The sequence below is a fragment of the Kinneretia sp. DJ1R-11 genome, assembly GCF_025717595.1.
Lineage (GTDB): Bacteria > Pseudomonadota > Gammaproteobacteria > Burkholderiales > Burkholderiaceae_C > Paucibacter_A.
In genome coordinates this window covers 123,575-143,922 of record NZ_JAJIRR010000002.1, presented here as the reverse complement: position 1 = coordinate 143,922, position 20,348 = coordinate 123,575, and the positions used below count along the sequence as shown (strand labels likewise).

Sequence of the window (20,348 nt, the reverse complement as noted above, 5' to 3'; positions counted from 1 at the left end):
GACCCGAACGAGGCCAGTGCTTTCAAGCGCTTTCCCGGCCTTTTTTTGCCGCCCTGTTGCGGCCGACCAACCGCTTGCGGCCGCCGGCTGCCAGCGCTTCCCCCATCCCTTGGCTTTCCTGGTCCGGCTGCCGCTGCGCGGTGCTCGGCTTGCTTCGCTCATGCCTGTTCTTGCCCTGATGTTCAATGCCCTGGTCTGGGGCCTGTCCTGGTGGCCCTTCCGCCAGTTCCAAGCCGCCGGCCTGCACCCGCTCTGGACCACGGTCGCGCTCTACCTGCTGTCGCTCGTGGTCGTGTTGCTGAGCGACCGGCGTGCCTGCGCCGAGTTTCTGCGCACACCCTCGCTCTGGCTGGTGATGATGGCTGCCGGCCTGACCAACACCGCTTTCAACTGGGGCGTCGCCCTGGGCGATGTGCTTCGGGTGGTGCTGCTCTTCTATTTGATGCCGCTATGGGCGGTGCTGCTGGCGCGCTTCATCCTGGGCGAGCGCCTGACTGGCCTGGCCTTCTTGCGCATGGCCCTGGCCTTGGGCGGCGCCGCATTTGTGCTGGCGCCCGAGGGTGGCGGCCTGCCCTGGCCGGCCAGTCTGGCCGACGGTCTGGGCTTGTTCGGCGGCTTCTGCTTTGCACTGAACAATGTGATGTTGCGCCGCGAAGCCGGGCGCAGCGCCCATGCCCGCGCCTTGGCCATGTTCAGCGGCGGTGTGTTTGTGGCCGGCGGCGCGGCCGTACTCATGGCCGGCGGCGGCCTGATCACCTGGCCCGCTTTGCCCCATGCCGGCTGGCTCTGGCCCTTGCTGGCCATGGCAGTGCTGTTCTTCTTCTCCAATCTGTCCCTGCAGTACGGCGCCGGGCGCCTGCCGGCCAATGTCACCGCCATCGTCATGCTGATCGAGGTGCCGGTGGCCGCTTTGTCGGCGCTCTGGCTTGGAGGCGGGCATCTCGACCTCAAGACCGCCGTCGGCGGCGCCTGCATCCTGGCGGCAGCCCTGCTCTCGGCACTGGAGCGGCCAAGCCGGGCTACTATAGAAACTTGATGACATCGAGAGGATCTGTGCCATGGCCCAAAGCGTCTATGACTTTCAGGCGGTCTCCATTGCCGGCGCGCCGGCCGATCTGGCCAGCCAGCGCGGCAAGGTACTGCTGATCGTCAACACGGCCAGCGCCTGCGGCTTCACGCCGCAGTTCGAGGGCCTGGAAGCACTCTGGAAGCGCTATGGTGAGCAGGGCTTGGTGGTGGTCGGCTTCCCCAGCAATGAGTTTGGCGGCCAGGACCCGGGCGAGAACAGCGAGATCGCCTCCTTCTGCCAGCTGAACTACGGCGTCAGCTTCCCAATGATGGCCAAGGTCAAAGTCAACGGCGCCGATGCCCACCCGCTCTGGCAATGGCTGAAGTCCGAGAAGCCTGGTCTGCTGGGTACCGAGGGCATCAAGTGGAACTTCACCAAGTTTCTGGTCGGCCGTGATGGCCAGGTGCTCAAGCGTTATGCGCCCAACGACGCACCTGAAAAAATGAGCGCCGATATCGAGGCGGCCCTCAAAGGCTGAGCCCGGTCTGCTCACGCAGGCGCCGCCGTATGCGCGACAGCGCCACATCGGTGATGCCCAGATAGCTGGCCAGCTGGCGTTGCTTGAGGCGCTGCGCCAGTTCCGGCTCCTCCGCCAGAAAGCGCTGGTAGCGCTGGCCGGCGTCCAGCATCAGCCATTGCTGCTCGCGCGCCGTCAGGCGCTGGACCTGGGCGCTCAGGCCTTGCCAGAGCAGCTCGGCCAGCCCCGGTTCTTCGGCCTGCCATTGCTGCAACGCGGCGTAGGGCAGCACGCACAGGCGGCTGGCTTCCAGCGCTTCCAGGCTCACCGGGCTGGGCTGGGGCGGGCCGGGCAGGCCCAGCCATTGCTGTTCGGGATAGAAGGCATGGTTGCGCTCGCGGCCGCCGGCGTCGAGGAAGCTGGCGCGCAGCAAACCCTGCTCCACCCACCAGAGCGCCGTCGGCGTTTCACCCGCGTGCAGCAAGACCTGACCCCGTTGCAGCGCGAAGCGGGGCAAGGCGGCCCAGCGCGCCAGACGCGCGGGCGACTGCTGCAGATAGGCCAGCAGGGCCGGGCCGCAAATCGGGCAGGTCGGGGCGCTTTCTGGCTTGGGCATGAACCGAGGTTAATGCATGCGCGCGCCGCCGGCCTCAGCATGGCGGCATGAATCTGCGAACCTTGACCCAAGGCGCCCTGCGCCTGCTCCACGCCAGCAACTGGCCTCATTTGCTTCTGCTGGCGGCCTTGCCGGCTGCAGCCTGGGCGCTGCACGGCTGGCCCCATGAGCAGACTCTGGCCCTGGTCAGCCTAGCCGCCCTGGCCTGGTTGATGCTGGCCGAACGCCTGTGGCCGCTGCGCCCTGACTGGCAAGCCCGCCGGCCCGAGCTGGCCCGAGACGCCGCCTTCTTGGGCCTCAATGCCGTGGTCGACAGCCTGAGCGCCTTTCTGCTGACCGCCCTGGTCTTGCGCTGGGCCCCCGGGCAGGCCGGTCCGCCGGGCGCTTTGGCGACGCTGCCGGCCGTCGTTGCGCTTCCTCTGGCCATCGCCATCGGCGAGCTGGGGCCTTTTGCCCTGCACCGCTGGGCCCATCGCCATGAGGGGCTCTGGCGCTTTCATGCTTTGCACCACCAGCCCGCCAAGCTCAATGCCGCCAATGCGGTGCTGGCCCATCCGCTCAATGCCGCCTGGAACCAGGCAGCGCGGCTCTTGCCCTGGCTGCTGCTGGGCTTCAGCGCCGAGGTGATGTTGTGGGCGGCGTTGTTCATGCAGGTGCAAGGCCTGGCCGTGCATGCCAATCTGCGTGGCAGTCTGGGGCCGCTGAACTGCTTGATCGGCAGCGCCGAGCTGCATCGCTGGCACCACAGCGTGGTCGAGGCCGAGGCCCACAACTACGGCACCGCCATTCCCTTGTGGGACCAGATCTTCGGCAGCTTTGTGTACCGTCCGGGCCAGGTGCCGGCGCGCCTGGGTTTGTTTGCAGGCACGGTGCCACAGACCTGGCTGCCGGCCTGCTGTCGTGGCTAGGGCCGAACGCGCAGATGCAGCTGGCCATAGCTGCAGCGCAGCCGGCCCTCGGCTTGCGCTTGCTGCAGCAGCTGGTTGACGGTCTGGCGCGAGAGGTTGGCCACGGCGGCCAGCTCGGCCTGGGTGGCGCGCAGAGTCTGCCAGCCTTGGGCGTCGGGCGGGCCGGCTGCGCGGTCACGGCGCAGCTGGGCCAGGGCCAATGCAAAACGCTCGGGCGCGCTGCGGTGGCGCGAGGCCTCCAGCAGGCGCAAGGTGCCGTCGTAGCGGCGCGCAAACTCGGCCATCAGGGCGCGGGCAAAGCCGGGCCAGCGGTCCATCAGCATGGCATAGGCCGCCGGGTCGATCACCAGGACCTGGCTGCTCTGCGTGGCCAGGGTTTCATAGCTGGCGGCCTGGCCGGCCGCAAAGGCCGCCAGGCCGAACAGCCGCGGTGCCTGCACATGCTCCAGCACCGAGACCGTGCCGTCCAGGCCGGTGAAGCGCGCCTCGATCTCGCCCGCCACCAGGCCGTAGAAAGCCAAGGCCGGCTGGCCCTGGGCGAACAAGGTGCGGCCGCGGGCCAGGCGGCGCAGGCTGACGCTGCCTTGCAGCACGGCCTCGGCCGGCATCAGCGCGCCGTCCAGCTCGGGGAAGTTGGCGCACATCAGGGCTTGCAAGGCGGCGTTGGCGCTGGTGGCTGGGGGCGGGCGGTCCATGGTGAAAGCAAAAGACGCGTCTTTGCATGAATGTCGGGTTCCGGACATTGTGCCGGGCGCCAGCCTCGTAAGCTGGGCGCCATGGATCACGACCTGACCCCTTCCACCGATCTGCAGCGCTGGGCCCAGCAGTACCGCCAGTTCGCCGCACAGGAATGCCCGAACGACCCGCTTTATGTGGCCCTGTGCGAGATCGTGGCCGATTCACCCGAGCTGCTGGCCTTGATGGCCCATGTGCGGGCCCAGCAGCAGGCCCGGCCCAATCTGCTTCTGGCGGCCTTGCACGAGCGGGTGCTGGCCGGCGTGCCCCATGCGCTGGCGGCCTACTACCCGAGCGTGGGTGGCGAGCGTGCCCCCGACGCGGAACTGGCCGACGCCCTGCACAGCTTTGTGCGGGCCGAGCGGCCGCGCCTGCTTGAGCATCTGCGCCTGCGCAGCACCCAGACCAATGAGATCGGCCGCTGCGCCGTGCTCTGGCCGGCGCTCAGCGCCATCGCCGCCCAGACGGGCAGGCAAGACCTGGCCCTGTTCGATTTCGGTTGCAGTGCCGGCCTCAACCTGGGCGTCGATGCTTACCGTTATGACTACGGCCACTTCCAGCTCGGCGCCCCGGCGGCGCCCGATCGGCCGACAGTGGCCTGCCAGTGGCGCAGCGCTGCCGAGCCGCCGCGCACGCCCTGGCGCCTGCAGGCCCGGCTGGGCGTCGATCTGGCACCGGTCGATGTGGAGGATGAGGCCTCGGTGCGCTGGTTGCGTGCCTGCCTCTGGCCGCACGACCGGGCCCGGGCACGGCGACTGGACCAGGCGCTGGCACAGGCGCGCGACGCCCGCCACCCGGTGCAGCGGGTCGAGCAGGGGCTGCTGCAACTGGCCGCCTGGTTGGATGCGCTGCCGGCTGGCGTGCAGCCGGTGCTGTTCAACAGCTGGGTGCTGGCCTATTTCGACGCGCCGGCCCTGGCCGCCCACCGGGCCGAGGTCGAGGGCTTGATGCGCCGCCACGGCCTGCTCTGGCTCAGCGCTGAAACCGCCTCGCTGCGCCCACCCGGCCTGGACCTGCCACCGGCACCCGAGGGCGAATCGGCCGAGAGTGCCTCGCTCTGGACCCTGCAATGGGCCGAACAGGGGCACTTGCGCCAGCGCGCGCTGGCCTGGTCTCATGCCCATGGCCATTGGCTGCACAGCCTCGATGGCATGAGCGGTGGGCTGCGCGTTTGAGCTCCGCCACTGCTCACGCGTGGGGGCTGTCGCTGAATGACGATGCGCCCTTGGCCTGAGGAAGCCTGGGCGATTCAGAAGCTGTAGCCCTGGCGAGCGCTCTCATTGCCGCAGCGGTCGAGCGCCGAAAGCACCAGGCCACTGAGCCCGGCGGCTGGCAGCTCCAGTTCAAGGGCGCGGTCGCCGCTGGTGAAGGCCGAGGCCAGGAATTCCCAGTCGCCCTCGCGGTGCAGCCACAGGGCATAGCGCTGCAGACCTGCGCCGGTCTGCGGTGACAGGCGCAAGCGCAGCATCCCGTCCAGCCCGCGGTCCAGAGCCAGCGTCGGCGGCGCGGCGGCTGCGGTTTTCAGCCAGGGCGTGGCCGGCACCAGGGCGGCTTGCGGGTAGCTGTGCCGGCGCAGCGCATCGGCCAGGCCGCGGCGGTTCTGCGCCAGGGCGACCATGCTGAAGTGGGCATGGCCGCTGCCCGGGCGGCGTTCGCGCAGCAGCGCAATCTGCTGCACCAGTTCGTCCACCGGCCAGCTGTCGGCTTTTTCAGTCACCTTGCTGCTGAACAAGCCGGGCCAGACATGCCGGCCGAGCGGATTCTGGCCATGCCAGTAGTCCAGCAGGGGGCCGAAGGCTTGAGCCTTCTGTGCGATCGGCCAGTAGAGCTGGGGCACAAGGTAATCGACCCAGCCCTCGCTCAGCCAGCGTTCGACGTCGGCGTAGAGCTTGTCGTACTGGCTGAAGCCGGCAATGCCTTCGGGGCGCAGCGCCGGCTTGCCGATGCCGAAGGGGCTGATGCCGAAGCGAACCTCGGGGCGCAGCACGCGCACGGTCTGTTGCAGTCGCTGCACCAGCTGGTCGACGTTCTGGCGCCGCCAGTCGTTGCGGCCGAGCACGCCGCCATCTTCACGATAGCGGTTCCAGCTGGGCTCGTCCGGGAAGTCCAACTCACGGCCGCTGCTGTCATTGACCGGGTAGGGGTAGAAGTAATCGTCGAGATGCAGGCCGTCGATGTCGTAGCGGCGCAGCAGATCCTCGACCACGGCCAGGGTGTGCTCGGCGGCGGCGGGCTCGCCAGGGTCGATCCAGAGCTGATCGCCATAACTCCTCACCCACTGCGGCTGGTTGCGGCTCAGGTGGCCAGCCGCCGGCGCGCTGGCGGCCTGGCTTTGGCGGGCGCGGAAGGGGTTCAGCCAAGCGTGCAACTCCAGGCCGCGCTGGTGCGCCTCGCTGATCCAGAAGGCCAGCGGGTCGTAGAAGGGCTCGGGTGCCTGGCCCTGGCGGCCACTCAGGTACTGGCTCCAGGGTTCCAGGCGCGAGTCATACAGGGCGTCGGCCGCGGGCCGCACTTGCAGGATCACGGCGTTGAGCTTGAGCTGCGCTGCCAGGTCGAGCAGGGCCAGGGCTTCCGCTTGCTGCTGGGCTGTGCTCAGGCCTTTGCGGCTGGGCCAGTCGATATTGGCCACGGTCGCCACCCAGACGGCCCGGAACTCGCGCGGCGCGGCCGGCGCCAGGGCAGCCAGCTCGGGCGCACTGCGCAGGCGCGGCGGGTCCTGCGAGCTGCTGCCTTGCAGCGGTGTGTCGGCGCAGCCGCCCAGGCTCAAGCCGAGGGCCGGGCTCAGGCCGCTGGCGAGGAGCAGACGTCGCCTCATGCTTCGATCTTCTTGCCGAAGTCGGCCGGGATCTTGAGCAGGGCCGCCATGGCGAAAGAGGGCAAGGTGGCCACCAGCACCCAGACGAAAAAGGCGGTGTAGCCGAGCTGGTCCTGCAGCCAGCCGCTCCACATGCCCGGCAACATCATGCCCAGGGCCATGAAGCCGGTGCAGATGGCGTAATGGGCAGTCTTGTGCTCACCCTCGGCCACCAGGATCATGTACATCAGGTAGGCGGTGAAGCCCAGGCCATAACCAAACTGTTCGACGGCCAGCGCGCCGCTGATCAGCCAGAGATTGGCGGGCAGCCACAGCGCCATGGCCAGGAAGACGATGTTGGGCACATGCATGGCCAGCACCAGGGGCCAGAGCGCGCGCTTCAAGCCGAGGCGCGAGATCACCCAGCCGCCCACCAGGCCGCCCAGGGTCAGGGCCGTGAGGCCCACGGTGCCGTAGGCGATGCCGACCTGTTTGGTGCTCAGGCCCAGGCCGCCCTGGGCCGGCGGGTCGAGCAGAAAAGGCGTGGCCAGCTTGAGCAGCTGGGCCTCGGGAAAGCGGTAGAGCAGCAGGAAGCCGAGGATCACCCAGATGCCCGGCTTCTGGAAAAACAGCGCAAAGACGCGCAGGAATTCGGGCAGCAGCTGGCCTGGCTGGATGCCGGACGGTCGGTCGCTGGCCGGGCGCGGCAGGCTGAACAGGTTGTGCCACAGGGCCAGCAGGCCGAACAAGGCCGCCACCACGCCGAACACCCAGGACCAGGCCGTGACCATGCTGCCGGTGCGCTCCTGCAGCTCGCCGGCCAGATAGACCAAGCCGCCCTGGCCGCCGATATTGGCCAGGCGGTAGAAGGTGGAACGGACGCCGACGAAAGCCGCCTGGCTGCGCTGCGGCAGGGCCAGCATGTAAAAGCCGTCGGCGGCGATGTCGTGCGAGGCGGAGGCGAATGCCATCAGCCAGAACAGGGCCAGCGTCATCTGCAGCGCCCGCTCGCCCGGGATCGTCAGCGCCACGCCGGCCAGGGCCGCGCCGATCAGAAACTGCATGGCGCTGATCCAGCGCCGCTTGGTGCCCAGCAGCTCTACCAGGGGTGACCACAGCGGCTTGATCACCCAGGGCAGGTAGAGCCAGCTGGTGTAGAGCGCGATGTCCGTGTTGTTGAAGCCCAGGTTCTTGTACATGACCACCGACAGCGTCATCACCACCACATAGGGCAGGCCCTGGGCGAAGTAGAGCGAAGGGATCCAGAGCCAGGGCTGGCGGGAGCGGGGCAGGTCGTGCGAACGAGGGGCGGTCATGCGGGCGGCAGGCAAGGGCAGGCAATCCAGGGGCAACAGGGCTGGGGCAGGCGCGCTGAGCTCGGCCCCAACCGGCCAACTCAGTGCGCGCCGCCCATTATCTTGGTCGCCGGCCAGTCAGATGCATCTCGGGTGGGCAGACAAACCCTCGCGGTAGCTAGCCCGGGGTCGGTTCTCGGCACATTGGCGAACTACGCTTGCTGGCTTTCCGCGCTTCGGTGGCTCGGCCCGCCGCCGTGCTCATGGTGCGCGGGTCGGCTCTGCGAGCCGACTGCCCTCGGTGCTCACTGCGCGGCTCAGCGGCGCCAAACTCCCTCCGTTCGCTGCGCTCACTGTGGTCAAACAGTGGCGCCGAGTCAGCGCTTGAAGCGCGCGGGTACGCGCGCCTGAGCCGCTCCGCTGCGCCCTCGGCCGCGCACAAATCGCCCGTCGTCGGGCCGAGCCACCTCCGAAGGTGGCGTGTTCCACCGGCGGCGGCACGGACTGCAGGGCCTCCCGCGGGAGGCTCAATGGAGGTCAACAGCCTTAGCCAAAACTTCATCTTCCGGGCCGGACGCTAGAGCTGCAAAAAAACTTGAGCACGCTTGTAAGGCCGAGGCCACTGCGGCGACTCACACCAGGACAGCGTGATCTGTCGAGCTTGTTTCCCTCCAACTTTGTCCCTTGACCTTCAACAGGAGTTCCCATGAACCACAGCACCCTCAAGACCGGCCTGAGCATCGCCACCGCCGCCGCAGCCCTGTTCGCCACCACCGCCTTCAGCAGCGCCGCACAGGCGGCCGACGATGGCATGGTCAAGTGTTCCGGCATCAACAGCTGCAAGGGCAGCTCGGAGTGCAAGACCGCCAAGAGCGAATGCAAGGGCCACAACAGCTGCAAGGGCCAAGGCTGGGTCTCGAAGAAGACCGCCGAGGAATGCAAGACGGCCGGTGGCAAGGTGCTGAAGTAAGCCGGGCCCATCTGCCCAAGCCAGCCCAAGCCCGACCGGAGCCCTGCCATGCCTGTTCCATTGACTCGATCGCAGGGCCCGGTCGGGCCTTCAGCTCCCATCCAAGGCTTCGGTCTGGGCTTGCGCAGCGAACACTACGCGGCGCTGTCCCAGCCTTTGCCCGCCGGTCGCCGGCCCGATTGGCTGGAAATCATTTCCGAGAACTACATGGTGCCCGGCGGCCCGCCGCTGCAGCACCTGGACCGCCTGCGGCGCGACTACCCCATGGTCATGCACGGCGTGTCCCTGTCCATCGGCAGCAGTGACGCGCTGAACCGGGCCTATCTGCGCGAGCTCAAGGCCCTGGCCGACCGCGTGCAGCCCGCCTGGGTGTCCGACCATTTGTGCTGGACCGGCGTGGATCACCAGCAACTGCACGATCTGCTGCCCATGCCCTACACCGAAGCGGCACTGCAGCATCTGCTGCCGCGTGTGGCCGAGGTCCAGGATGTCCTGCAGCGACCCTTGCTGCTGGAGAACGTGTCCAGCTATGTCTGTTTTGCCGGCGACGAGATGAGCGAGGCCGAGTTCGTGGCCGAGCTCTTGCGGCGCAGCGGCTGCGGCCTGCTGCTGGACGTCAACAATGTTTACGTCTCCAGCCGCAACCATGGCTTCGACGCTCACGCCTACATCGACCTCATGCCGGCCACGCAGGTGCGGCAGATCCATCTTGCCGGCCATGAGCAGCGCGATGGGCTGCTGGTCGACACCCACGATCAACCGGTCAGCGAAGCGGTCTGGCAGCTCTATGCCTACACCGTGCAGCGCCTGGGTGCGCGGCCGACCATGATCGAACGGGATGACCAGATCCCGGCCCTGGAGGTCTTGCTGGATGAACTGGACCAGGCCCGGCGGCGCAGCGATCAGGCCCTGGCGCCCACCCGGGAGGCGGCATGATGATGGTGAACACGAGCCCGCCCTTGGCGACCCTGGCAACCCTGGCAGCCCAGCAACGCGCCTTGCAAGCCGCCGTGCGCGGGCAGGCCGGCGCGGGCCATGGCCTGCTGCGCGAGCCCGGCGCGGACCAGGGCCTGGCGGTGTACCAGGATGCCTATCAGGCGCGTCTGCTGGCCGCTCTGCGCGACAACTATCTGGTCCTGCACCGGGCCCTCGGCGACGAGGATTTCCAGGCCCTGGGCCTGGCCTATCTGCATGCCCATCCGCCGCGCACGCCGTCCTTGCGTTGGTGGGGCGATCGCCTGGGTGACTTCATGGCTGGCCAGCTGGCCGGGCCGCCTGAGGGTCTGCCGGCATCGCCTTCGTCCTGGGGTCAGGTCTTGCCCCATGCGGCCCTGGTCGACCTGGCTCGCATGGACTGGGCCTTGCGCATGGCGTTTGACGCCGCCGACAGCCCGGCCCTGGGCCGAGAGGCCCTGCAGGCACTGGCGCCCCAGGACTGGCCCGGCCTGCGTCTGCGCCTGCGGCCCGGCGTGCAATTGCTGAACCTGGACTGGGCGGTGGCGCCGGCCTGGCGCCGCTTGCGCGCCGAGGAGCCCGTGGGCGAGGCCACCTTGGCTGCGCCCGATCCGCTGACCCATGTCTGCCTGATCTGGCGCCCGGCATTGGAAACCCGCTGGCGTTCGCTGCCGCCGCTGGAAGGGCGCTTGCTCCAGGCCCTGGCTGCTGGTCGTGTCTTTGGCGACCTTTGCGAGCAAGCCGCCCTGGAGCTTGGGTGTGAGGCCGCTGCTGCGCCGGCGGTGGTTGGCCTGTTGCAGGCCTGGTTGGCCGATCAGCTGCTCCTGCCCCTGGAAGAACCGAGCGCCTGAGCGCTCAGAGCCGAGCGTCGTAGCTGATGCTTTGTCGGGCGGCACGCTCGCCGCGCACCGTCGTGTAGCGCGACAAGGTGCTGGCGGTGCTGCCCATGCGGAAGACTCGCCAGCTCACATCGATCTCGCAGCTCTGCACGGGCGACAGATTGGGCGTGGTCTTGTCCAGGCTGCGGCTGTGCTCGTTGAGCGCCAAGTCCAGATCCAGGGTGTTGATGCGTAGCCAGGGCGTGCCGGCTTGGTTTTCGATCAGAAAGGGCAGGCTGACCGCGTCGCTCATGCCACCCGAAAAGCTGCTGCCGTCGGCGCGCTTGCAGCGCAGATTGCTGCGGTTGTCCACCGAGCTGCCGGCCTCCTGGCCGAGCTGCACCATCAGCTTGCCGGCGCTGCGGCCCAGGTTCACCGGCCCTATGGGAGAGAGCACGCTGAAGCTTTTCGGCAGGGTGACGCTGTTGACATGCTGCTCGCCCCGGCGTTCCAGAATGATGCTGATGTTCGGTTGTGCCTGGCTCGTCGGAAGCTGGCCGGTATAGCTGCTGCCGCGGCCGTCGCTGTCACGCAGCTCGATGCGCTGGCTGTCGGTCTGGGCATAGAGGCGATCGGCGCCGGTCAGGCGGATGCGCGTCAGCAGATTCGCGCTCTGGCCGACGCTGACGCTGACATTCAGCAGACCGTCCTGGCCCAGGATGACGGCATGCGGGCTGAGTGCGTCCGACTGCAGGAGTTCGGAGTCCTTGCAATTGAAAACGGCGCAGTCGATCTTTTCCTCGACATCTGAAAAGGGACTGCCACCGCAGCCGGCCTGCAGGACCAGGGCGCTGGCCAAGGCCAGGGCGGTGACGGCGCCGTGCAGGCCATGGGCCCGCCAACTTGTGCTTGTGTCGTTTGGCTTCATGGGGTTCCTCGCGCCCGTCCACGCGGGCTTCTGTTTGACTTGTCTGGATGGGCCTGGCCTCGTTGCCGGTCCTGCCTTCACTCCTGGGTGCCGGCGCACTGTGGCACGGTCGCCGGGGCTGCGCCATCCCCCTTGGGGGCTGGATGCACAAGCGCCGTCGGGGTCGTGCGAGATGCGCCCGAGCGGCGCGTTTCGCTGGCCTCGGTCTGGGCCACAATTCCTGGGCCCCCGAGCATCTCGGCCCTGAAGCGAAAGGCGTCTGCCCATGAGCATTGCCAGCCAGCCCCTGCAGCTCTGGTCTGCGTCCGAATTGATTGCGGCCTATGCCAGCAAGCAGCTGTCGCCGGTCGAGGCGACGCGTGCCGTGCTGGCGCAGATTGAGCGGCGCGAACCCGAGCTCCATGCGCTCTATGCCCTCGATGCCGAGGCCGCATTGGCGCAAGCCCGGGCCAGCGAGGCCCGCTGGCTGCGCGGTGAACCCTTATGCCCGCCGGGCCTGGACCCGGCCTGCACCCTGGACGGCGTGCCGCTCACGCTCAAGGAAAACATCGCCACGCGTGGCACGCCCATGCCCTTGGGCTGCGCCGCTTCCCTGCTGAGCCCGGCGCCGGCGGACGCGCCGCCGGCTGCCCGCCTGCGTGAGGCCGGGACCGTGCTGCTGGCCAAGACCACCATGCCGGACTACGGCATGCTGAGCTCGGGCCTGTCCAGCTTCCATGCCCTGTGCCGCAATCCCTGGGACCTGAGCAAGAACCCGGGTGGGTCCAGCGCCGGTGCGGCGGCCGCTGCGGCGGCGGGTTATGGCCCGCTTCACGTTGGCACCGACATCGGCGGCTCCCTGCGCCTGCCTGCCGGCTGGTGCGGCATCTTCACGCTCAAACCCAGCCTGGGCCGAATTCCGATCCAACCCGCCTATGCCGGCCGAGTGGCCGGGCCGATGACGCGTTCGGTCGCGGATGCGGCGCGCATGATGGCCCATCTGAGCCGGCCCGACTGGCGCGATGCCAGCAGCCTGCCCGCGCATGCGCAGGACTGGCTGGCCTTGCGCCGCGAGCTCAAGGGCTTGCGCTTGGGGCTTTTGCTTGATGCCGGCTGGGGCACACCGGCCAGCGCCGAGACGCGCGCGGCCGTCGTGGCCGCGGCGAGCCTGTTCGAGCAGGCCGGCGCGCAGGTGGAGCCGCTGGCCCCGTTCTGCCACCGCGCCATGATCGACGGCCTGGATAAATTCTGGCGCATGCGCTCCTGGCTCGACTACCGCGCCTTGCCGCCTGAACGGCAGGCTTTGGTGCTGCCTTATATCCGGGCCTGGGTCGAGGGCGCATCCGGCATGGCGGCGGACGAGCTGTTCCAGGGCTACAGCCAGATGCAGGCCTTGCGCGAGGCGGCCGTGACGGCCTGCCAGCCCTTTGACTATGTGCTCAGCCCGGTCAGCCCTGAGACGGCATTTGCTGCCGAACAGGCCAGTCCGCTCAACGACCCGGCGCGGCCCTTTGAGCACATCGCCTTCACCTTGCCCTACAACATGAGTGAGCAGCCGGCGGCCAGCATCAACTGCGGCTACAGCGCGGCCGGCCTGCCGATAGGCCTGCAAGTCATTGGCCGACGTTTTGACGACCTGGGTGTGCTGCAAGTCTGCGCCGAGTTCGAGCGCCTGCGCGGCCCGCAGCGGCCCTGGCCTGTGCTTTGAAGGAGCAGAGCGATGTATGAGCTGTATGGAAGCCAGGGTTCCGGTTCGGCCGCTGTCGAGGCGGCCTTGTGCTTTGCGGGGCTGGAGCACCGCTTGATCGAGGCCGCCAGCTGGCGACCTGGGCCCGGCCTGGAGGAGTTGGGCCGGGTCAATCCTCTGCGCCAGATTCCGACCCTGCGCCTGCCGGGCGGCCAAGTCATCAGCGAGAGCGCCGCCATCCTGATGCATCTGGGCCTGGATGCCGCGCCGGATTCCGGACTGCTGCCGCGCGAGCCGGGGCCACGCGCCCAGGCTCTGAGCGGCCTGGTCTTCCTGGCTGCCAACTGCTATGCCGCCATCGGCGTGATCGACTATCCGCAGCGCTGGTGTGCCGAGGCCGAGCAGGACGAGACCGTGCAGGAGCGCATCCGTCGCGGCACGCGGGCACGGCTGCACCAGCTCTGGGAGCTGTTTGCCGACCAGTACGGCAGCGCTTGCCTGGGACCGGGCCGCTGCAGCGCCCTGGCCTTGCTGGCCACGGTGGTGTCGAAATGGTCGGGCAGCCGCGCGCATCTGCAGCAGCAGCGGCCTGAGTTCTATGCGGGCTTGTTGGCCACCGAGGACGCGCCGGCCGTGCGCGCTGTGTTTCAGCGTCACTGGCCGGCCGCTTAGTACCCAAAGAGAGGCCGGCCGCGGGGGTGCCGAAAGCCAGGGGTATCCGTGCTTGCTTTGACATCTGGCCTGGTCCATCATGGCGCGCCGCCGGCCGCTCCAGGTGCCGGTGCGAACGACTCAAATCAACGGATGGAGTGATGCAAGCATGAATACAAAAGCCTATGGCGCGGAGTTTCTGGGTACCTTCTGGCTGGTGCTCGGCGGTTGCGGCAGTGCCGTTCTGGCTGCGGCCTTTCCCGGCGTTGGCATCGGCCTGCATGGCGTGTCCCTGGCCTTCGGCCTGACCGTGCTGACCATGGCCTATGCCGTCGGTCATATCTCGGGCGGCCACTTCAACCCGGCGGTGTCGGTGGGCCTGTGGGCCGGCGGCCGTTTTCCTGCCAACCAGCTGCTGCCCTACATCATTTCGCAGGTGCTCGGCGGCCTCGCCGCCGGCGGCGTGCTCTATCTGATCGCCAGCGGCAAGGCCGGCTTTGACCTGGCCGGGGGCTTTGCCTCCAATGGTTTCGGCGAGCATTCGCCCGGCCAGTACTCGCTGCAGGCGGCCTTGTTGACCGAGGTGGTGATGACAGCCTTCTTCCTGATCGTCATCCTCGGTGCCACCGACGGCCGCGCCCCGGCCGGCTTCGCGCCCATCGCCATCGGCCTGGCCCTGACCCTGATCCACCTGATCAGCATCCCCGTCACCAACACCTCGGTCAACCCGGCGCGCAGCACTGGTGTGGCTCTGTATGTGGGTGGCTGGGCGATTGAGCAGCTGTGGCTGTTCTGGGTGGCACCTATCCTGGGCGCCGTGCTGGGCGCGGTGGCCTACAAGGCTATCGGCAGCACGCCGGCAAAGGCCTGAGTCTCGGTTCTGGCGGCCAGCGACGGGGCTATTCCCGCGCCGGCCCGGCAGCGGCGGTGGTAGATTCTGCGCTCCACCGACGCATCGAGCTTTTCCCTGCGGTCTGACAAGGCCAGGCCGGGGAAGGGCGGAGAACTCACCATGCCTTTTGAAGTGCCGGATCTGCTGGGTCCCTATTTGCTGCCGCTGCTGATCGCCGTGCCCCTGGCCATCGTGGTCTTCATCATCAGCGTGCGCCGCGGTGACGACCAGATCCCCCCGGCCGGCCACAACACCGTGCAGCCACCGCTGCCGGAAGGCAATGCGCCGGTGAACCGCGTGGCGGCTGCGCCACAGGCCGCAGTGCCTGCGCCCACCGCCCCAGCCGCCCCTGCGGTCGCCCAGGCAGCGGCTGGCCCGGTGCCGCTGCTGGTGGTTGACGATTCGGCCGTCGCACGGGCCAAGCTGTCCCGCTTGTTCGAGGGTGTCGGCTACCAGGTGACCGTGGCCAAGGATGGTCTGGAAGCCCTGCAATGCCTGGCCGAGCGGCGCTTTGCCGTCTTGATCACCGATCTGGAAATGCCCAACAAGGACGGTTTTGAGCTGATCGCCGATGTCCAGGGCAGCCTGGCGACCGAAGACCTGCCCATCATCGCCATCACTGGCCATGACGAAATGCAGGCGCGCGTGCACCAGGTGCAAGGGCTCTACGGCATTTTCAAGAAGCCCTGGAACGACCGCGAGCTGCTCAAGCGCGTGGAAACCCTGGCCAGCCTGCGCCCGCGCTGAGCTTCTGCCGGGCCCGACCTGCGGGTAGGCCTGCATGTCCGCGGCCGCGGCCCACCGGGATAATCCGCCCCACAACAACATGAGGGGCGCGCCCGCCGGCGCGCGGATGAGCGCATGAGATTGCCCAATCTGCTGGGAAGCCGCAACGGTCGTTTGTCGGCCTTTTTCTTTCTCTACATGACCGAGGGCATCCCTCTCGGTTTTGCCGCCACCGCGGTGGCCACCCAGCTGCGCCGCATGGGCGTGGGCCCCGCCGAGATCGGTGCCTTCGTGGCCGCTTTCTACCTGCCCTGGGCCTTCAAATGGGCTTTCGGTCCTCTGGTTGATGTGTTCCGCTCCCAGCGCTTCGGCCATCGTCGCGCCTGGATCTTGGGTACGCAGCTGGTCATGGCCGCCACCCTGGGGGTGCTGGTCTTCGTCAAGCTGCCTGAGCAACTGGCTTTGTTCACCATCATCCTGCTGGTACACAACAGCTTTGCGGCCATGCAGGATGTGGCGATCGACGCCCTGGCCTGCAACACCTTGCATGAGGACGAGCGCGGCCTGGCCAACGGCCTGATGTTTGCCGGCGCGGCCGTGGGCCAGGCGGTCGGCGGCAGCGGCGTACTTTTCCTGATGGCCTACATCGGCTTCCAGAGCAGCTTTGTCTTCGTGGCCGTGAGCATCCTGGCGGTCACGGGTTTCGTCGTGCTGCCCATGAAAGAAGCCTTGGCCCAGGCCAGCGATGCAGTGAGCCACACGGGCAAGGGCCTGCGCGATGCGCTGGGCGAGATGCGCCGCTTTGCCATGGACTCCTTCCGATCCTTCATTGGCACGCGTGGCGCCTATGCCGGCGTCTTCTTCGCCTTGCTGCCTTGTGGCGCCATGTCGCTGAGCCTGGCTTTGCAGTCGAACCTCTCGGTCGAGCTGGGTCTGGACGATGACCAGGTGGCCTGGATGAACCTGGCCACCAGCGTGCTCAGCGGCGTGGCCATGGTGGTCGGCGGCATGTTGTCCGACCGCATCGGCCGCCGCTTGGTGCTCAGCGTCTCGGTGGTCTTGATGAGCCTGCCGGTGCTCTATCTGGCCTTTGTCTTGCAGCAGCAAGGCTATGTCATGCCGCGCGCCGCTGACAGCAAGCAGGCCGTGGAGCCGGCCCTGGTCAGCGCGCTCTGGGTCTCAGTGCTGGCTTTCAATGTCTTCATGGGCCTGATGTACGGCGTGCGCTCCGCCCTCTTCATGGATGTGACCAACCCCAAGGTCGCGGCCACCCAGTTCACCGCCTATATGGCCTTGATGAACCTGTCCATCGCCTACACCGCGACCTGGCAAGGTCAGGCCATCGAATCCTTCGGTTATCCGGTGACGCTGCTGATCGATGCGGTCGCCGGTTTGTCCTGCCTGTTGCTCATGCACCTGATGAAGAAGCCGGCCTCCGAGGCCGCGCAGATCAGCGATTCCCTGGCCGACCGCCGCGCCCGCCAGAGTGCCTGGGGCCTGGGCCTGCTGTGCTTGGCCTGGCTGCCCTTCTGGGCCTTGCGGGCCGAGCTGGGCGCCGCCGCGGCGATCGCCAGCATGTTCTTCACCGTCTTCTTTGTGATGGGGGCGCTGTTCCTGCTGGCCGGGCGTGAGGCTCTGGGCCAGGCCTTGAGCCCCGGCCTGCAAAGGCTGGCGCTGGGTCTGGTCCTGCCCCTGCTCGCCATGTATGGCCGCAGATGGGTGGACGGCCTGCAAGCCGGCGTGGCGCCCTGGTTGCAGCCCTCGCCAGGCCTGATGCTGGCCGATGCTCTGATCTACTTGGTGCCCCTGCTGGCCGGTCTGGTGCTGGTGCAGCTGGCACGTCGTGACTGGGCCGTGTTGAGCCAGCCGGCAGCGGGTGCCATGCCGAGCCAAGCTCCTGCTTTGGGGTGATGCCTAACGCCAAGACTCCCTGCTATTCTGCGGCCCTCATCAAGAACGAGGAGAGGGCTGTGCTGAATCAAGGGAAACAAGGCGTGCGAATGCTGGCCGTCGTGCTGGCGGCCTGCTTGTCGGGCGGTGCCGCGCAAGCCGGGCCCGAGACCGACATTCGCGGTTGGTACCTGGGCGCGAATCTGGGCACGGCCAAGGGCAAGTCCAAGGTCTACGACGGCAAGTCAGAGCCTTCCTTCGGCTTGGCGGCCGGCTACCGCTTCAATCCGAATCTGTCGGCCGAACTGTTCACGCGTGCCCTCAATTTCGATTTCATGGTTGGTTTTCTGGACCCCAAGGGCTTTGTCTACCCCGAGGACCATGTCGGCGCCGCGCTGCGCCTGAGTGCGCCGCTCAGCGATTCGTTCCAGCTGTATGGTCGCCTGGGCGTGGGCCGCACGACCATGAAAGCCACGCTGGTGAACATGCGCCACGACTCGGTCAGCGAAACCAGCCTGGGCGCCGGCCTGGGCTATGACTTCAACCCCAGCTGGGGTCTGCAGCTCGAATACAACCGCTTCCTGAAGAACGACATCAACGTGCTGTCCTTGGGCCTGCAGTTCAGGTTCTGAACCGGCGGGCAATCGGCCCCGGGCGTGTTGCGCCATGCGGCATGGCTTTCAGCCGCATCGACCTGCGCCAGCACAATCCGGGTGTCTTGAACTCGCGCTGCAGCAGCGCCTTCTGCCATGCACGGCCCCAACCCCGACCAGCCTCACCCCATGCCTGGCTTTCCCCAGGTCTGCTTTCTCAAGTCGGTGATTCGCAAGTCGAACATCATCGTCGGCGACTACAGCTATTACGACGACCCCGGTGAGCCGGGGCAGGCGCCGCAACCGGCCGAGAACTTCGAGCGCCAGGTGCTCTATCACTTCCCCTTCATCGGCGACAAGCTGATCATCGGCAAGTTCTGCGCCATCGCCCGTGGCACCCGCTTCATCATGAACGGCGCCAACCACCAGAGCTCGGGCATCTCGACCTATCCCTTCTTCATCTTCGGCCAAGGCTGGGAGAAGGCCGCGCCGCAGCCCGGTGATCTGCCCTACAAGGGCGACACGGTGATCGGCCACGATGTCTGGATCGGCTACGACGCCTTGATCATGCCCGGCGTGCAGATCGGCCACGGCGCCATCGTGGCCGCCCGCTCGGTGGTCTGCGAGGACGTGCCGCCCTACACCGTGGTGGGCGGCAACCCGGCCCGCCCGATCAAGCGCCGCTTCAGCCCCGAGCAGATCGAGCAGCTGCTCGATATCGCCTGGTGGGACTGGCCGGTCGAGCGGATCACCGCCCACCTGTCCGCCATCACCGGCGGCGACATCGCCGCTCTGGCCCGCCTCAAGGCAGTTTGAGCGCGCGCGCCACCTCGCTCCAGGGCAGCAGCTTGAAGTTCTGCGGGCCGTCGGGCAGGCGCTTGTGGCCGTCCTGCACGACGATCAGGCCCTGGCCATAGACGCCGCCGAAGTTGGTGGCGCTGACCTCCAGGCCATCGGTTTCCGAAGCGCCGTCGATGCCCAGCTCGGCATTGATGCCGATGCGAAAGCCGCCGCGCAGCGCGTAGGGCGGCTGTGCGTCCAGCACCAGATAGCTGTGATTGCCTTGCGAGGACACCAGCAGATAGCCGGCGTCTTCTGGCCGAGCGCGGTAGATCGCCAGACCTTCCACATCGGCGACCAGTGCGCCGCCGACCGGCATGATCAGCTGTGGCTTGCCTGCTGCGGCACTGCTGCCGATGTCGAACTGCCAAATCCCGCGCTTCTCTTCGCCGACAAAGAGCCGGCCGTTCGCCTCGTCCACCACGCAGCCTTCGGGCTGGCTGGCCAGCTGGAACTGGCGCAGCAGGCGTGATTGCCAGCGCCCGTCGGCGCTGCGCGTGATGCGGATCTGCTGGACGCGGCCGTCTTTGTCGTTGGGGTAGGCGTCCAGCTCGCCCTCGGCGCTGCGGCCGACGCAGAGGCCGTAGATGTCTTTCAGATCGGTGGGCAGCCGGGCCAGCTCGGACACATGGCCCTGGCCATCGATGGCGAAGAGCACGAGCGCGTTCTCATCGCGCTGCGTGGCCACGGCCAGGTCCATGGACTGACCGGGCGCCACTTGCAGGCCCTGGCGCAGATCGACATTGTTGATGCGCCCCACTTCCAACAGCTGCTTTTCCTCGCCCTGCAGGTTGTAGAGCAGCAGGCCTTGCTTTTTGTTGGTGCCGAGGATGCGGCTGAGACGGGCGTCGCTCGGGTTCACCCAGATCGCCGGGTCGTCCGCCGCATCGCCGAAGCGCGCCACCGGCGCGGTCTGCCCGCTGGGCTGCAGCACGGGCCAGTCCCAGGTTTTGCCCACCGGGGCCTTGGCCGAGCGGCTCGCCGCGCGCAGCAGCTGGCGCTGCGGCTTGCCCTCGACCCGCGTGCTGTGTTCCCACAGGCCCAGGCCGGGCTCCTCGATGCGCAGCAGCTCCAGCTTGTCATCGACCACGCAGCCCTTGGCCCCGGGCGCCGTGGCCAGGCGGCGCAGCGGACGTGCACCCTCGGGGCCGGCGATCAACCATTGCTCGCTCAGGCCTTCCTCGCCGAGCAGGAAGAGCTGCAGCAGGCCTTGCGGGTCGCGGTGCAGGCAGAGCGCTTCGACGGCAAAGCCGGGCTCGGGCAGGTCTTGGGCGCGCAAGACCTGGCCCTCGCTGCGAAGCAGCACCGGCCGGCCGCGGTCGGCGTCGAGCAGCACGGCGACATGGCCCTGGGTGCCTTCCGCGCGCTGGTCCCAGCGCTTGGCGCGCACGGCATAACGCGCCAGTTCCCGGCCTTGGCGGTCGAGCAGCTGCAGGCCCTTCTTGTCGAGCTGGAGCTGGGTCGGGTTGAGGTCGGCTGTCTGGGTGGCATGGGCCGGGCCCAGCAAGCCAAGTGCCATCAAGAGTGCGAGTGTGTGCTGCCTCAT

General features: G+C 67.9%; 20 protein-coding genes. 14 read left to right on the top strand and 6 right to left on the bottom strand.

Going from position 1 to position 20,348, the window contains the following annotated elements:
• The first annotated feature begins 160 nt into the window (after nucleotides 1-160).
• On the top strand, nucleotides 161-1,036 hold the full coding sequence (locus LNV23_RS04615) for a DMT family transporter (RefSeq protein ID WP_263561894.1): 876 nt from the start codon (nucleotides 161-163) through the stop codon (nucleotides 1,034-1,036).
• 22 nt (nucleotides 1,037-1,058) lie between these two features.
• Entirely contained in the window at nucleotides 1,059-1,547 is a 489-nt protein-coding gene (locus tag LNV23_RS04610) for a glutathione peroxidase (RefSeq protein ID WP_263517980.1), read from the top strand.
• Here LNV23_RS04610 and LNV23_RS04605 read toward each other — a convergent pair.
• Nucleotides 1,537-2,142 (bottom strand): Crp/Fnr family transcriptional regulator, encoded by a 606-nt coding sequence (locus LNV23_RS04605; RefSeq protein ID WP_263561893.1) that lies wholly within the window; start codon nucleotides 2,140-2,142, stop codon nucleotides 1,537-1,539. The two genes, LNV23_RS04610 and LNV23_RS04605, sit on opposite strands and share 11 nt — an antisense overlap.
• Before the next feature lie 47 nt (nucleotides 2,143-2,189).
• Here LNV23_RS04605 and LNV23_RS04600 point away from each other — a divergent pair, with 47 nt between their 5' ends.
• Nucleotides 2,190-3,050 (top strand): sterol desaturase family protein, encoded by an 861-nt coding sequence (locus LNV23_RS04600; protein WP_263561892.1) that lies wholly within the window; start codon nucleotides 2,190-2,192, stop codon nucleotides 3,048-3,050.
• On the opposite strand, the gene LNV23_RS04595 is transcribed toward LNV23_RS04600, so the two are convergent.
• The gene (locus LNV23_RS04595; RefSeq protein ID WP_263561891.1) at nucleotides 3,047-3,745 is read right to left on the bottom strand and encodes a Crp/Fnr family transcriptional regulator; all 699 of its coding nucleotides are present in this window, start codon (nucleotides 3,743-3,745) and stop codon (nucleotides 3,047-3,049) included. The genes LNV23_RS04600 and LNV23_RS04595 overlap by 4 nt on opposite strands.
• 81 nt (nucleotides 3,746-3,826) lie before the next feature.
• Here LNV23_RS04595 and LNV23_RS04590 point away from each other — a divergent pair, with 81 nt between their 5' ends.
• Nucleotides 3,827-4,960, top strand: coding sequence for a DUF2332 domain-containing protein (locus LNV23_RS04590; RefSeq protein WP_263561890.1), 1,134 nt, complete (start codon nucleotides 3,827-3,829; stop codon nucleotides 4,958-4,960).
• A 74-nt stretch (nucleotides 4,961-5,034) separates the two neighbouring features.
• On the opposite strand, the gene LNV23_RS04585 is transcribed toward LNV23_RS04590, so the two are convergent.
• A complete protein-coding gene (locus LNV23_RS04585) occupies nucleotides 5,035-6,600 on the bottom strand; it encodes a glycoside hydrolase family 10-like protein (protein WP_263561889.1) in 1,566 nt (521 codons plus the stop codon).
• Nucleotides 6,597-7,895, bottom strand: a complete 1,299-nt coding sequence (locus LNV23_RS04580) for an AmpG family muropeptide MFS transporter (RefSeq protein WP_263561888.1) — start codon at nucleotides 7,893-7,895, stop codon at nucleotides 6,597-6,599. Before LNV23_RS04580 ends, LNV23_RS04585 begins: the two co-directional genes overlap by 4 nt.
• Nucleotides 7,896-8,580: 685 nt before the next feature.
• Between LNV23_RS04580 and bufA2 the strand changes: the two genes are divergently transcribed.
• The 3 genes from bufA2 to LNV23_RS04565 are packed head-to-tail and all read left to right on the top strand — an operon-like array spanning nucleotide 8,581 to nucleotide 10,649.
• Nucleotides 8,581-8,844 (top strand): BufA2 family periplasmic bufferin-type metallophore, encoded by a 264-nt coding sequence (gene bufA2 / locus LNV23_RS04575; RefSeq protein ID WP_263561887.1) that lies wholly within the window; start codon nucleotides 8,581-8,583, stop codon nucleotides 8,842-8,844.
• 48 nt (nucleotides 8,845-8,892) lie between these two features.
• A complete protein-coding gene (gene bufB, locus LNV23_RS04570) occupies nucleotides 8,893-9,780 on the top strand; it encodes an MNIO family bufferin maturase (protein WP_263561886.1) in 888 nt (295 codons plus the stop codon).
• Nucleotides 9,780-10,649 (top strand): HvfC/BufC N-terminal domain-containing protein, encoded by an 870-nt coding sequence (locus LNV23_RS04565; protein ID WP_263561885.1) that lies wholly within the window; start codon nucleotides 9,780-9,782, stop codon nucleotides 10,647-10,649. The genes bufB and LNV23_RS04565 overlap by 1 nt, the downstream gene beginning before the upstream one ends.
• Nucleotides 10,650-10,653: 4 nt before the next feature.
• Here LNV23_RS04565 and LNV23_RS04560 read toward each other — a convergent pair whose 3' ends face one another.
• Nucleotides 10,654-11,544, bottom strand: coding sequence for a hypothetical protein (locus LNV23_RS04560; RefSeq protein WP_263561884.1), 891 nt, complete (start codon nucleotides 11,542-11,544; stop codon nucleotides 10,654-10,656).
• A 265-nt stretch (nucleotides 11,545-11,809) separates the two neighbouring features.
• Here LNV23_RS04560 and LNV23_RS04555 point away from each other — a divergent pair, with 265 nt between their 5' ends.
• From LNV23_RS04555 to LNV23_RS04525, 7 genes are all read left to right on the top strand, one after another.
• The gene (locus tag LNV23_RS04555; protein ID WP_263561883.1) at nucleotides 11,810-13,231 is read left to right on the top strand and encodes an amidase; all 1,422 of its coding nucleotides are present in this window, start codon (nucleotides 11,810-11,812) and stop codon (nucleotides 13,229-13,231) included.
• Nucleotides 13,232-13,243: 12 nt separating this feature from the next.
• Entirely contained in the window at nucleotides 13,244-13,882 is a 639-nt protein-coding gene (locus LNV23_RS04550; protein WP_263561882.1) for a glutathione S-transferase, read from the top strand.
• Between the two features lie 148 nt (nucleotides 13,883-14,030).
• A complete protein-coding gene (gene aqpZ / locus LNV23_RS04545; protein ID WP_263561881.1) occupies nucleotides 14,031-14,732 on the top strand; it encodes an aquaporin Z in 702 nt (233 codons plus the stop codon).
• A gap of 141 nt (nucleotides 14,733-14,873) precedes the next feature.
• Nucleotides 14,874-15,500 (top strand): response regulator, encoded by a 627-nt coding sequence (locus tag LNV23_RS04540; RefSeq protein ID WP_263561880.1) that lies wholly within the window; start codon nucleotides 14,874-14,876, stop codon nucleotides 15,498-15,500.
• A 114-nt stretch (nucleotides 15,501-15,614) separates the two neighbouring features.
• Complete coding sequence (locus LNV23_RS04535; RefSeq protein ID WP_263561879.1) at nucleotides 15,615-17,390, top strand: MFS transporter; 1,776 nt, start codon at nucleotides 15,615-15,617, stop codon at nucleotides 17,388-17,390.
• Nucleotides 17,391-17,479: 89 nt separating this feature from the next.
• Entirely contained in the window at nucleotides 17,480-18,001 is a 522-nt protein-coding gene (locus LNV23_RS04530; protein ID WP_263562266.1) for a porin family protein, read from the top strand.
• A gap of 117 nt (nucleotides 18,002-18,118) precedes the next feature.
• On the top strand, nucleotides 18,119-18,778 hold the full coding sequence (locus tag LNV23_RS04525; RefSeq protein ID WP_263561878.1) for a Vat family streptogramin A O-acetyltransferase: 660 nt from the start codon (nucleotides 18,119-18,121) through the stop codon (nucleotides 18,776-18,778).
• On the opposite strand, the gene LNV23_RS04520 is transcribed toward LNV23_RS04525, so the two are convergent.
• Nucleotides 18,765-20,348, bottom strand: a complete 1,584-nt coding sequence (locus LNV23_RS04520) for a phytase (protein WP_263561877.1) — start codon at nucleotides 20,346-20,348, stop codon at nucleotides 18,765-18,767. The two genes, LNV23_RS04525 and LNV23_RS04520, sit on opposite strands and share 14 nt — an antisense overlap.

Bases quoted from the DNA above. Each gene is read 5' to 3' on its own strand.
- LNV23_RS04600 (WP_263561892.1), top strand. From the start codon at position 2,190: ATGAATCTGCGAACCTTGACCCAAGGCGCCCTGCGCCTGCTCCACGCC.
- LNV23_RS04610 (WP_263517980.1), top strand. From the start codon at position 1,059: ATGGCCCAAAGCGTCTATGACTTTCAGGCGGTCTCCATTGCCGGCGCG.
- LNV23_RS04550 (WP_263561882.1), top strand. From the start codon at position 13,244: ATGTATGAGCTGTATGGAAGCCAGGGTTCCGGTTCGGCCGCTGTCGAG.
- LNV23_RS04525 (WP_263561878.1), top strand. From the start codon at position 18,119: ATGCACGGCCCCAACCCCGACCAGCCTCACCCCATGCCTGGCTTTCCC.
- LNV23_RS04580 (WP_263561888.1), bottom strand. From the start codon at position 7,895: ATGACCGCCCCTCGTTCGCACGACCTGCCCCGCTCCCGCCAGCCCTGG.
- bufA2 (WP_263561887.1), top strand. From the start codon at position 8,581: ATGAACCACAGCACCCTCAAGACCGGCCTGAGCATCGCCACCGCCGCC.
- LNV23_RS04585 (WP_263561889.1), bottom strand. From the start codon at position 6,600: ATGAGGCGACGTCTGCTCCTCGCCAGCGGCCTGAGCCCGGCCCTCGGC.
- LNV23_RS04595 (WP_263561891.1), bottom strand. From the start codon at position 3,745: ATGGACCGCCCGCCCCCAGCCACCAGCGCCAACGCCGCCTTGCAAGCC.
- aqpZ (WP_263561881.1), top strand. From the start codon at position 14,031: ATGAATACAAAAGCCTATGGCGCGGAGTTTCTGGGTACCTTCTGGCTG.
- LNV23_RS04590 (WP_263561890.1), top strand. From the start codon at position 3,827: ATGGATCACGACCTGACCCCTTCCACCGATCTGCAGCGCTGGGCCCAG.
- bufB (WP_263561886.1), top strand. From the start codon at position 8,893: ATGCCTGTTCCATTGACTCGATCGCAGGGCCCGGTCGGGCCTTCAGCT.
- LNV23_RS04535 (WP_263561879.1), top strand. From the start codon at position 15,615: ATGAGATTGCCCAATCTGCTGGGAAGCCGCAACGGTCGTTTGTCGGCC.
- LNV23_RS04520 (WP_263561877.1), bottom strand. From the start codon at position 20,348: ATGAGGCAGCACACACTCGCACTCTTGATGGCACTTGGCTTGCTGGGC.
- LNV23_RS04605 (WP_263561893.1), bottom strand. From the start codon at position 2,142: ATGCCCAAGCCAGAAAGCGCCCCGACCTGCCCGATTTGCGGCCCGGCC.
- LNV23_RS04540 (WP_263561880.1), top strand. From the start codon at position 14,874: ATGCCTTTTGAAGTGCCGGATCTGCTGGGTCCCTATTTGCTGCCGCTG.
- LNV23_RS04530 (WP_263562266.1), top strand. From the start codon at position 17,480: ATGCTGGCCGTCGTGCTGGCGGCCTGCTTGTCGGGCGGTGCCGCGCAA.
- LNV23_RS04615 (WP_263561894.1), top strand. From the start codon at position 161: ATGCCTGTTCTTGCCCTGATGTTCAATGCCCTGGTCTGGGGCCTGTCC.
- LNV23_RS04565 (WP_263561885.1), top strand. From the start codon at position 9,780: ATGATGGTGAACACGAGCCCGCCCTTGGCGACCCTGGCAACCCTGGCA.
- LNV23_RS04560 (WP_263561884.1), bottom strand. From the start codon at position 11,544: ATGAAGCCAAACGACACAAGCACAAGTTGGCGGGCCCATGGCCTGCAC.
- LNV23_RS04555 (WP_263561883.1), top strand. From the start codon at position 11,810: ATGAGCATTGCCAGCCAGCCCCTGCAGCTCTGGTCTGCGTCCGAATTG.